Source organism: Chryseobacterium sp. DZ-32 (assembly GCF_059587025.1).
Map to the genome: position 1 here is coordinate 1 of NZ_JCAIOM010000036.1, position 11,428 is coordinate 11,428.

The 11,428-nt window shown below is 35.6% G+C and carries 9 protein-coding genes; 6 read left to right on the plus strand and 3 right to left on the minus strand.

Annotated features, from left to right (window positions below; translation table 11 throughout):
* Positions 1–104 precede the first annotated feature (104 nt).
* Positions 105–1,757 carry a DUF6029 family protein gene (locus tag AC59HC_RS22840; RefSeq protein WP_496559437.1) on the minus strand — a complete coding sequence of 551 codons (1,653 nt, stop codon included), beginning with the start codon at positions 1,755–1,757 and terminating at the stop codon, positions 105–107.
* Between the two features lie 2 nt (positions 1,758–1,759).
* Positions 1,760–2,242: a TlpA family protein disulfide reductase gene (locus AC59HC_RS22845; RefSeq protein ID WP_496559438.1), complete on the minus strand. Its 483-nt coding sequence runs from the start codon at positions 2,240–2,242 to the stop codon at positions 1,760–1,762.
* Positions 2,243–2,445: 203 nt separating this feature from the next.
* Here AC59HC_RS22845 and AC59HC_RS22850 point away from each other — a divergent pair, with 203 nt between their 5' ends.
* The 4 genes from AC59HC_RS22850 (at position 2,446) to AC59HC_RS22865 (ending at position 9,072) form a co-directional block, all read left to right on the plus strand.
* The gene (locus tag AC59HC_RS22850) at positions 2,446–3,510 is read left to right on the plus strand and encodes an Omp28-related outer membrane protein (RefSeq protein WP_429812005.1); all 1,065 of its coding nucleotides are present in this window, start codon (positions 2,446–2,448) and stop codon (positions 3,508–3,510) included.
* 35 nt (positions 3,511–3,545) lie between these two features.
* A complete protein-coding gene (locus AC59HC_RS22855; protein WP_202842350.1) occupies positions 3,546–5,414 on the plus strand; it encodes a T9SS-dependent choice-of-anchor J family protein in 1,869 nt (622 codons plus the stop codon).
* Between the two features lie 57 nt (positions 5,415–5,471).
* Positions 5,472–6,221, plus strand: coding sequence for a T9SS type A sorting domain-containing protein (locus AC59HC_RS22860; protein ID WP_496559439.1), 750 nt, complete (start codon positions 5,472–5,474; stop codon positions 6,219–6,221).
* 199 nt (positions 6,222–6,420) lie between these two features.
* Positions 6,421–9,072 (plus strand): hypothetical protein, encoded by a 2,652-nt coding sequence (locus AC59HC_RS22865; RefSeq protein ID WP_496559440.1) that lies wholly within the window; start codon positions 6,421–6,423, stop codon positions 9,070–9,072.
* 108 nt (positions 9,073–9,180) lie between these two features.
* On the opposite strand, the gene AC59HC_RS22870 is transcribed toward AC59HC_RS22865, so the two are convergent.
* A complete protein-coding gene (locus tag AC59HC_RS22870) occupies positions 9,181–9,531 on the minus strand; it encodes a hypothetical protein (RefSeq protein WP_110011835.1) in 351 nt (116 codons plus the stop codon).
* A gap of 174 nt (positions 9,532–9,705) precedes the next feature.
* On the opposite strand from AC59HC_RS22870, the gene AC59HC_RS22875 reads away from it, so the two are divergent.
* Both AC59HC_RS22875 and AC59HC_RS22880 read left to right on the plus strand, forming a co-directional pair.
* Positions 9,706–9,900, plus strand: a complete 195-nt coding sequence (locus tag AC59HC_RS22875; protein ID WP_047426218.1) for a hypothetical protein — start codon at positions 9,706–9,708, stop codon at positions 9,898–9,900.
* 122 nt (positions 9,901–10,022) lie between these two features.
* Entirely contained in the window at positions 10,023–11,069 is a 1,047-nt protein-coding gene (locus AC59HC_RS22880; protein WP_496559441.1) for a PA0069 family radical SAM protein, read from the plus strand.
* The last annotated feature ends 359 nt before the right edge of the window (positions 11,070–11,428 follow it).

Genomic DNA, 11,428 nt, shown 5'->3' on the forward strand with positions numbered 1-11,428 from the left:
CAGGATTTTTTATCTGCGCATTAATTCCTGTCGCTAAAAATAGTAGAATTAATAAAAACCAGTTTCTAAATTTCATTTTATTAAAATAATTTGAATATATGTGATTAATAACTGGTGCTAATACCCAAAGAAAGACCGGCACTCTCAGGAACAAATCTGCAAACACCGCCTACGCAAAGCAATCCTCCTCTTTGTCTGCCATAAGAAGCTTGAATTCTTGTACTGTTTTTTCTAAAAACCAGTCCTCCTGTGTAATAGTGCATTTGCTTTTCTTTATCAGAATTTCCGTAATTGTAAAGGTCATTGGCAAAAATCGACCAGTTTTTGTTAAAATTATATTCGAAAAGACCGGCAGCCCAATTTCCATGGTAACCGTTTGCCCATTGATGCTGCAGTTCCAGTTTCATAGAACTTTTGGAAAATCTGTAAATGTTATCCAGAATAAGGGTCTGTGCTTTTACTTCTCCATTTGTTTCTTCGACTCTGTAAGTGTTGTAGTACTGGTTAATAAGTATCAGGGCAACCTTCCATTTATCCTTCAGTCTGGTCCTGATATCAAGACTTTGGTCTGAGTAATATCTTTCTCCTAAAGCAAGAAAATCCGTTTTATAGTCACGGATATCATTAATGTATGATCTGTATGTTCCCTTTAATCCATACCAGTTTGAGATATTCAGAGAAAGATCAGTTCCGTATTTTCCTCCCAATAATGTTCCCTTTTTTATCTTATAAAAGATGTCTATCTGAGAACCTAATTCTCCGGATTTCTTTTGAGGGAGAAATGACAGCCTTGGTTGCGCCTGATAAACATAAATATTGGCCAGGCTATAATCATATTGTTTGGTGAGTGAAGGGATATAATTCAGTACGGAATTATGGTAAATGTTTCCGATTTGGTCTCGTTGTGAATAAAAATTAAAGTTTTCCAGTCTTCTTAGTCCCGCAATGATTCCGAACCGGTCTGTAGCATAGGAAAGGTTAAGCAGAAAAGCATTACCTGAAAATATATTATTCGGATCCAATATGTTTACCTGCTTGATATTGTCCTTGGTTTTGTAAAGGTATTCCAATTCCATTGCAAAATTTGAATATTCCATTTTCATTCTGGATGAATAGATGCTGACGTTTTTAGGGAATTTACTGTTTTCCTTATTGTCCTCGTATTTATTGACATAGCTGAATCCGATACTGGTGTGAAGGTCTTTTGCTTTTATCATATTGTCCAGATTCAGTTCGGTATCAAGTCCTGTTATTAATCCGTCTGAAAGATTAAATCCTAACCTCTGTTTACCTATTAATGCTTTCATGATGACGGTTTGGCTGGGATCTGTATATTTTATTTTTCCTCCCAGCAGGGAATTTGCAATCCCAAGCTGTTTATCTTCCCATACACGTAAAGCTAAACCACTGCCGAACTGTTCATAAAAATGACCTAATGTGACATCTACTCCCGCTTTTTCGTTATTATAGTTAACAAAATAAGTTCCCAGGCTGGTTTTACTCAAAACCGGGGAATAATTGAGTAAGGCTTTTGGCTCATAAGCTTCAAGCTGTGCCCCGGCTGTGAAGTTTTTTAATTTATAGTTGATATTCAGGTAGTTATTTGATCTTAGCCTTTGGTCTTTTTCTGCTTCGGAGAGTTTTACTTTGCTGTCATCAATATAATATTGTGAATTGGATTCAAGATTTACAGATAACTGGCTAAAAAGACGAATGCTGGTTAATAGAGCCGCTCCATAAATTATTTTTTTTCGCATAATTATTTGCTGGTATTGTATTCTTTAATCTTTTTGATCAGTTCATCTTCATCCCCGGGAGAGTAGCCCACATGAGAATATACAACTTTACCTTTATGAATGAGTATGGTGTGGGGGATACTGTTGATATTCAATGCTCTCTTAAGAGTCTGGTTAGAGTCTAATAATACTGTGTAGGGCCACCCTTTGCTTTTGACAAGAGTTTTAACTTTTGAAACTGTACGGGCATCATCTGTTGCAGCTGCCAGTAAGGTAAACTTATTTTCCTTCTGCCAATCTCCGTATTTGTCATTAATAGCGGTAAGTTCTTCCATACAAGGTAGGCACCATGTAGCCCAAAAGCTGACAATAACAGGATTAGAGGAGTCTATTTTGGAAAAATTGATCCTTTCGCCTGACAAGGTGTTTAAAGAGACATTAGGCATTTCCTGAGCGTAAAAAAAGCTTAAACAAGAAACGAAGAGTACTGAGAAAATCATTTTCATTGTTAATGTTGTTTTTAATAATTAAACAAATATTATTTTGCTAATATATAATTAATTATGTAATTTTAATGCGAAATAATTATTAAAACAATCAAAATATTGATTTTATCAAAATTTTAATGTTTAAATTTTAAACTCATTTATTAACAACTCCATATAAAATTTTAGTTTTTATTTAAACCTATTAAAAAATTCAACAAACAATGAAAAAAAAGTTATTATTTCTAAATTGTGTGATTTTATTTTTTTTGTTATTGTCCTCCTGTAGCGGATCGGCAAGCGACGAAGGAGATACTGTTGCGACTTATCTTACCATTTCTTCAGAAGGAGGTAACGAAAAACTATTGGGAAAAAGCTTTACATTCAGAATAAAGGATAATCTCAATAATGACATTACTTCAGAAAGTGAAATTTTTGTCAATAATCAGCTGATAAACGGAAATATCTATACGCCTGTAGAGAAAGGAGCTTATACTATCAGTGCCCGATACAGAAACCTCCCTGCAAATCCTATATCTGTAAATGCTGTCATCAATGACGGAGTCAATTTTAAACATAGAATTTTATACGAAGATTTTACCGGTACATGGTGTGGAAACTGTACCCGTGCAGGGGCCAGAGCCAAAAATCTGAGACTGCAGACCGATGATGGTTTTGTCTTTATCGGGATTCATGGGCCTAGTGGGCAGGATCCGTGGTCGAATGCCGTAAGTGCTGAGGTAGAGCAGTTTAAAAATGTAACCGGGGTGGATCTTGGCTGGCCTACTATGTTTATTAACAGAAATACAATGTGGGATGACAGTGAAAATTATACCGATATGTCGTTACCGTTGTCTCAGTTAAAAGCCTTCAGTAAAATAGGGATAAGAATAGGCTCTGATATATCTGGCAATACTCTGAATGTTGATGCCCGGATTTCTTTTGCCCAAGCCTTTTCAGGACTTAAAATAGCTGCGTTTATAGTAGAAGACGAGCTGGTGGGTAAACAAAAGAATTATGTCCCGGCTTTGGGGCCACCTACTATTTATGATTATGTACACCATAATGTTTTACGGGCTAAACTGACTTCATCTGTTGCAGGAGAAAATATTCCGGATTCCCAGACAGGAATTTCCAATGAATACTCCCGATCATTTCAATACTCTATTCCTTCAGATTACCATCGTGATCATCTTAAAATTATCGTGATGGTAATGGATAGTAATGGAATTGCACTGAACGTGAGAGAAGAAAAGATAGGCATATCCAATACTTATGAATTTTTATAAAACTATTATTTACTAAACTTAAATTTTTAAAACAAATGAAAAAGATTTTATTTTCGGTGCTTATCCTGATATTCGGGATACACTACTCACAGACTTATTACAGTCAGGATTTTAATACTGCAGGACTCAACGGATGGGTGAGTACTGATATTGACGGAGATGGGAAACAATGGACTAATATGAATGTTTCTAGTGTAAATGCAGGCTTTGGAAGCGGATCATTGACTTCCTTTTCTTATGTTAATGGAACCGGAGCACTTACGCCAAACAATCTGATCACTTCCCCGCTTATTAACTTAAGTACTGTTACTGCTTCTAATGCATATCTGGTCTATAATTTGGCAACATATTCTAATGATCCAAACGAAAAGTATTCAGTATATGTTACAACAACCAACGCTTCAGGAGCTATTACTGCTTCCACACCTGTGTATACAGAAACTGTGGCTGCAGGTGGCTTTCAAAACAGAGTGATCAATGTGAGTTCCTTTATTGGGCAGCAAGTTTATATTTCTTTCAGACATTATGATTGTACAGATCAGTATTACCTCATTTTGGATAATATCCAAGTCAAAAGTCTTGCAGATTATGATGTAGCTCTTACAAATTTATCTTTAAGTCGATATGGAGTGACCAATACGGATTATTTTATCAAAGCAACTGTAAAAAATAATGGGGCACAAAGTGTTAATAATGTCACCCTTAACTGGAATGATGGCACAGACCATTCTGCTGTAATACCCTTAGCGGCGCCTTTAGCTATTGGGCAGGAAAAAGAAATTACGCATTCAAATGCCGTAAACTATTCTACAGTCGTAAATAAAAATATTATTGTATCTGTTACCGGAGTCAACGGAGCAGCGGATGCTACTCCTGCAGACAATACATTGTCCACCCAATTTATAAGTGTAAGCCAGAATTCGCCTAAAAAAGTAGTGATTGAAGAAGGTACGGGAACATGGTGTGGTTATTGCCCTAGAGGGGCGGTTGCAATGCATAATGCTGAAAATAGTTTTCCTAATGATTTTATAGGAATTGCAGTACATAATAATGATCCTATGACTTTGGCTGAATATAATACAGGAGCAAACTTTAATAGCTTTCCAGGAATGAATGTGGACAGAAGTCTTCTGAGACAGAGTGTTAGTTCTGATTTCTCTGAGTTTATTAATGCAAGGAAATCATTGATTGTTCCTGTTGCACTAAATGCAACATCTTCCCTGGCAGGAAGAATTTTAACATTCAATGCATCTGCTGTTTTCAGAACCAACTTTACAAATGCTAACTTCAGATTCGTTGCTGTGGTTATAGAAGATGAAGTAAAAGGTACTACTTCGGGCTATAACCAGGCAAATTACTATGCTGGGAGCACTACATCTATGGGTGGATATGAAAGTAAACCCAACCCGGTGCCTGCTGCGGATATGGTTTATGATCATGTGGGCAGAATGCTGTTGGGAGGATATGCCGGGCAGGCAGGATCTATACCTTCCACCCTAACTGACGGTCAGGTTGTAAACTATACATTTACAGCAGATATTCCAACTGCATATAACCTGGATAAAATAAAAGTTGCTTTGCTTTTATTGGATGGTACAACCGGCGAAATTGTTAATGCAGCAGGGCCATTTGCCATAAACACAACATTAGGGGTTCATGCTGCTGAAAAGACAAACAATGAACATATGTTATATCCTAACCCCGCAAAAGACTATTTCAAAATTGACGGAAAAGGAAAGGCAGACATTAAAATTTTTGATGTCAGTGGAAGAACAATTCTTGAAAAAGAAAATGCAGAGCCTAATACTCCGATTTCTGTACACAACTTTGTAAAAGGAACTTATCTGGTTTCTATTAAAGAAAAAGATGCGGAACCGGTTATTAAAAAGTTAATTATTAAGTAATTTCTCACAATCCGGGAAGCTGTAGCGCGGCTTCCTGGTTTTATAAATTTAAAAATTATGAAAAATATTAATTACTACATGATATTTCTGTCTTTTCTTATCTCTTTTTATGGGAAAGCGCAGCTTAGTCTAGCAAGAGAAGATGAGACACCAATAAATGACGGAAGTGTTATTACTTATAACACTGTAGATGAAAATCTGGCAACCTTACACTATAAAATTAAAAATAACTCTGCTGTTCCGATTAATGTTCGCGCAAAAGTTATGAATATTATCAATGCTGACGGAAGTAGTTTTCAATTCTGTTACCAGAATACATGTCTGCCATTTATAATTTTAGGAGCAGTTTATCCCGGAAATTCCAAACCGGCAATCAATATTCCTGCAAATTCTGAAGTTTCAAGTGGGTATACTATGTGGAATGCAGATACAGGTTCCGGAACATTCCCAATTGACTATATAATAAAATATTATCTGGTGGATGATTTTAATAATGAATACGGAACGCCAGTAACATTTACTTACAGATATAATCCTAATGCAACATTAGCAGTACATGATATGGCAAAAGGTAAGTTGTCTTTTGCTGAAATTGATGCAACCCGCGTTAAGAATGTGATTAGTGTAATTTCCAAAGAAGATATATCCTATGTCTTATATACCGCTGACGGGCGAACTGCGTTGGCTGGAAACCTTAAGAATGGAAAAAATGTTATAGATGTTTCTCATCTGCAGCAGGGAAATTATATTGTTTTTTTTAAGAACAGACGAGGAGAAGCTGCGTCAAAAAAAATAGTAAAAGAATAATTAATTACTACAATAAACGAATGTTGTTTTTATTGACAAAAGACTATCTCAATTGAGATGGTCTTTTGCTGTTTTTAGAATGAAATATTTTCCTTTTTAAAGTGATAAATCATATTAATTTTATTATTACAAAGTGTAAACAAGTAAAAATTGCACTTAATAATCTTATATTTAAACTTACATTTAACAAGATCAGGATATGAATAGGTGGATTAAAAATTTACTCATAGGTTTCGGAGTTCTGGCAGGAATTCTTCTTGCCGCGAATTTCGGTTTAAATATTTGGCTTAAAACCCAGCTTCCGGAATATATAAAAAAGAATACTGACTATCAGGTTTCCTACAAAACCCTAGATGTGGATTTAGGAACCGGAAATATTTTTGCTACTGGAATTTCAGTTAATAGTAAAGATCCGCAAAATACAGACGTTATTGGTTTGCAGGGAACTATTGATACCTTGAAAATAAGCCGTTTCGGAATTTATGATGCTGTTTTTAATAAAAGAATCAGCTCGTCAGACCTTTTGCTGGCTAAACCTAATTTGAATGTCATTCTTGCTAAACCTGTCGACCGCAAAACCGGAAAGAAAAGAAATCCGGTTTCATTTGAAAATATAAGAATTAACGAAGGTAAAATTGCTGTTTTCAGGCATACAAAGCAGAAATTTCTATCTGTACAACAACTGGATCTGTTTGTAGAAAATTTACAGATGACAGAAGAATCTGTAGAAAATAAACTACCCGTCGTTTTTGACAAATACAGCATCAAAGGAGAAAAATTCTTTCTTCGTCCTGATGATACGTATGCGGTTACCATCAGTAGTATCAATACAAGTAACGGGCAGATGGCTGTTGAGAATTTCAGATTGACTCCGCTGCTCTCCTTTGCTCAGTTTAAAAAGTTTTATCCTAAAAAGGCTCGATTATTTGAATTTGCAGTTCCCAAAATGGATTTTACGGATGTTATTTTAAACAAAAATAAAGTTTCACTTACGAATGCAGAATTCCGGAATCCTGTTCTGACAGTCTATAATACAGGAGTAAAGACTAAGAAAGCTGAAAAAAAATCAAATTTTGAAGTTGATTTAAAAAATATAAAGCTGGATAATGCCATAGTAAAGATCACAAAACCGGATGGAAATAATCTTCTGTCAGTAGGGAATCTTAGTGTAAATATCAATCAGCTGATGTTTAATAAAGAAACTTCTGAACAGGTTATTCCGATAGGTTACAAAGATTTTACCATTGCCGGAAAGGATATTGAATACTCCAATGCTCAGAATATTACAATGCGAAGTCTTGCGCTGAAGCCTGCAAACGGTGAAGTCAGGGATGTCGTACTGACACCAGGGCATCCTGCAGAGAGAAAAGCAACAGTAATGTTAAAAACAGATCATATTGCTTTTAATATCAATAAACTGGAATTCATTGACAAAAAGCTGAATGTTGATATCAAGGATCTTCTTGTAGAAAATGTAAACGGAACCTTTAAAGCAGGTGAAAAACCAGCCAGTAAATCTCCTGAGCCTGGTATTATTAAATCACTTATTATAAGAAAAACATCTTTAAAAAATTCAAACATTACTTATGATAAAGGAAAACAGCCCTTGACTTTCCACGATCTTAATGCAACGGTAAATAATATTGAATTATCACCTAAACCCAATCAGCCGGGAATGTCCTTCAAAGTGAAAGATTATTATATTACCACCAGAAACCTCGCTTATAAAACTCAGTTTTACAACATGAGCCTTGGGCTTCTTAAGCTGAATAAAAATAAGGTGCAGATTAACAATTTTGCCATGAAACCTCTCGTTTCAAGAGCGCAGTTTATCAAAATGATACCTGTTGAGAGAGATCTCTATGATATAAAAGCCGGACAAATTACCGCAGAAGGAGAATGGGATCTGTTTTCTCATAATAAAATGATACATGCTTCACAGGTAGGCATTGAGTCTGCAAATGCCAATATTTTCAGAAGTAAAATTCCTAAGGACGATCCAAAAATAAAAGCATTATATTCTAAAATGCTGCGTTCCATTAAGATTCCGATGACCATTCATAACCTGGATCTGAAAAACTCTGTCCTAGTCTACGAAGAAGATACTCCCGAAAGTATGGGACCGGGAAAATTGGCCTTTAGCAACTTTAATATGAACGTTAAAAACCTGAATTCAGCTAAAATTAAAGGAAAATCAACAAAAGTAGATATTAACATCAATTGTTCTTTCATGAACCTGTCACCACTTTCTGTCAACTGGAACTTTGATGTTGCAGATCATAATGATAGATTTGCAATTTCCGGAAAAACAACCGATCTTCCGGCAAATGGAATCAATCCTTTCATCAGGCCTTACCTTCATGTGACAGCTACTGCAGGAACTATTCAGGAAATGCTTTTTAATTTCAAAGGAAATCCTGCGGGATTGCACGGAACCTTTAATCTTAAACATAAAGACTTAAAAATTGCCGTATTAAATAAGAATAATCATGAGAAGAAAGGTTTTCTGACTGCTGTTGCCAATGTTTTTCTGAGATCGGATTCAGGGCGCTTTCCGGAAGCCGTTACTGTAGAAAATGTGGAACGTGACCCCACAAAGTCTTTCTTTAATCTCTTCTGGAGAGGAATAGAGCAGGGATTGAAGAAAACCCTGATTGGTAAAAATGTTGAAAAAACAGAAAAGAAAGTCAAAGAAGCAGTTTCTTCTGTAAAGGATATGAAACAATCGGTAAAAGAAATAAAACAGGAAATAAAAAATAAAAAAGAAACTCCCCAACCGGAAGCAGAGAAAAAAGAAAAGAAAGGCTTCCTGAATAATGTGTTCAGAAAAAAGGGAAAAACTAAAGAATAATTCTTTAAACCATTAAGACAGATCCTTTGGCTGCCAGTCATAACCACTGTACAGTTTTTAATTGAAAACAACCTTAATGGTTTAAAAAATTAATATGTGATTGAGTTGTTAAAAATTGAATTCATCACTTTCCTGAATAGGGATATCTCTTAAAAACTTATCAAATTCTTCACCTGGATAATTGCTGTCTGCACCATAGGAATCTATAATCATCCCACGATTTCCTGCATTGTCCTTCACTACATACAGTACGGCGTTATCATCAGGATTGCTGTCTCCCTCGAAGCGATAAGTTTTTAAAATGACCAGTTCAGAGGGTTGATACACTTTCTCAGAATTTTCAAACTTCATTTCACATTTTTCGTTCATTCTGAACTCTCTGTGTATTCCTCGTTCAGAAAGCGTTTTCATCACTTGGCTCAAGGTTGTCATTCTGTCAATGTTTTCTGGATTTTCCATAATAATATTTTTATTTTTAAGTACAATAATTAAACCATTGCTATCTTAAATATAAGAAAAATAGCAGATTGTAATTTTCCTAAAAATAAAGTTGAATGTTAACAAAATTTATAATTAAAAAAAATAAAATAGGTATGCTTTTTGCAATGGTATCAATAATAAATCAGAGAAAATATGAAAAAAGAAGTTGGAGTTTTACTGGCAGGAGGAGTTGGTCTTTTGGCAGTATTGAGTTTAATAAGCATTAAAAAAATTTTGACTAAAAAAGATAAAAAATATAGTGATTCCTATTCGGACTATCACAGACACTTTGATGAAAAAAATAATGATGATGAAACTCATGGAGTAGAATTATTCGCGCTGAAGTAGTAAAAAAATATATTTAATTATGTTTAAATCCAACGCTTTTGAAAGTGTTGGATTTTTTTGTGGAAAACTTTAATGTTAAAACTCATTATTTTATAAAAATTCCATTCTAATTTTACACCGGAATGCAAAACGAAAATTTCATAAAAGGTCAGGGAGCTCAGCGAAACGTTGTCAATCGTTTCGACAGGTATACCTATGAACCAGAAGATGAAGATTTCGAAACCGTAAAGACTTCTTTTACGGAAGTATTTCCCAAAAGCATTGTCAATCAGGTTAAAAGTGAAGACCTTCCAATGGAATATTCGATGAATCCTTATCAGGGATGCGAACATGGCTGTTCTTACTGCTTTGCAAGGCCAACCCACGAATACTGGGGTTATAGTGCCGGGGTTGATTTTGAAAGAAAAATCATGGTAAAGAAAAATGCCCCTGAGTTGCTGGAGAAATTTTTTCAGAAAAGAGGATACAAAGCTGCCCCGATTCTATTGTCCGGAAACACCGACTGCTATCAGCCGGCGGAAAGACAATTTGAAATTACCAGAAAATTACTACAGGTATGTCTTGATTACAGACATCCTGTCAATATTCTGACAAAAAATGCGCTTGTGTTAAGAGATCTTGATATTTTAAAACCTATGGCAGAACAAAAACTGGTGTCAGTTTCTCTAAGCATTCCAACCATCAACGAAGAATTGAGACGAAAGATGGAGCCGAGAACGAGTTCTGCAAAAAATAAATTAAAAGCAGTGGAAATCCTTTCCCAAAACAATATTCCCGTACATGTTATGATAGCGCCCATTATCCCGGGACTCAATAGTGATGAACCTTTAAATATATTGAAAGCCATTTCGGATGCCGGTGCTTTAGGTTTCGGATATACTTTGGTACGCTTAAATGATACCGTAGAACCTGTTTTTGTTAACTGGATTGAAGCTCATTTTCCGGACAGGGCACAAAAAGTTCTAAATCTCATCAGATCCATGCGGGGTGGAAAACTTGGAGATAAAAGATATTTTGAAAGACAAAAAGGAGAGGGAAATATTGCAGAAATGATTCATACCACCTTTAAGATCGGCAGAAAGAAGTTTTTTGAAGGCAAAGAATTTCCAAAGCTTTCAACATCCAACTTCACGGGAACCCGCGACCAGCAGCTTAGATTGTTTGATTAAGCTTATCTTATATATAATATAATCTTGTTGTCATTTCTTCAAACACTCCAACTCTCCAATTTTCTCAGGAGCTATTTCCTGCTATCCATTCATACTCCTCGCGCCCACGCACTCCAACGCTGTCACCCTGAGCGAAGCCGAAGAGCCCCCACACCTAAAACCAGCCACCCTCCAACCCAAGCTGCGGGGTAACCATTACTATCAGGGCTAGGGTAGGAGTCGTTAATGATAATAAATGATAAATGATAAATGATGAATGATGAGGTTCGGGTTATTGTGTTTCGAGTTTCGGGTTTTTAGGTAGAAAAGGAACATTGGTGTTGAATTTTCATATTGTAGATTTCTATGGAAACAGGTTA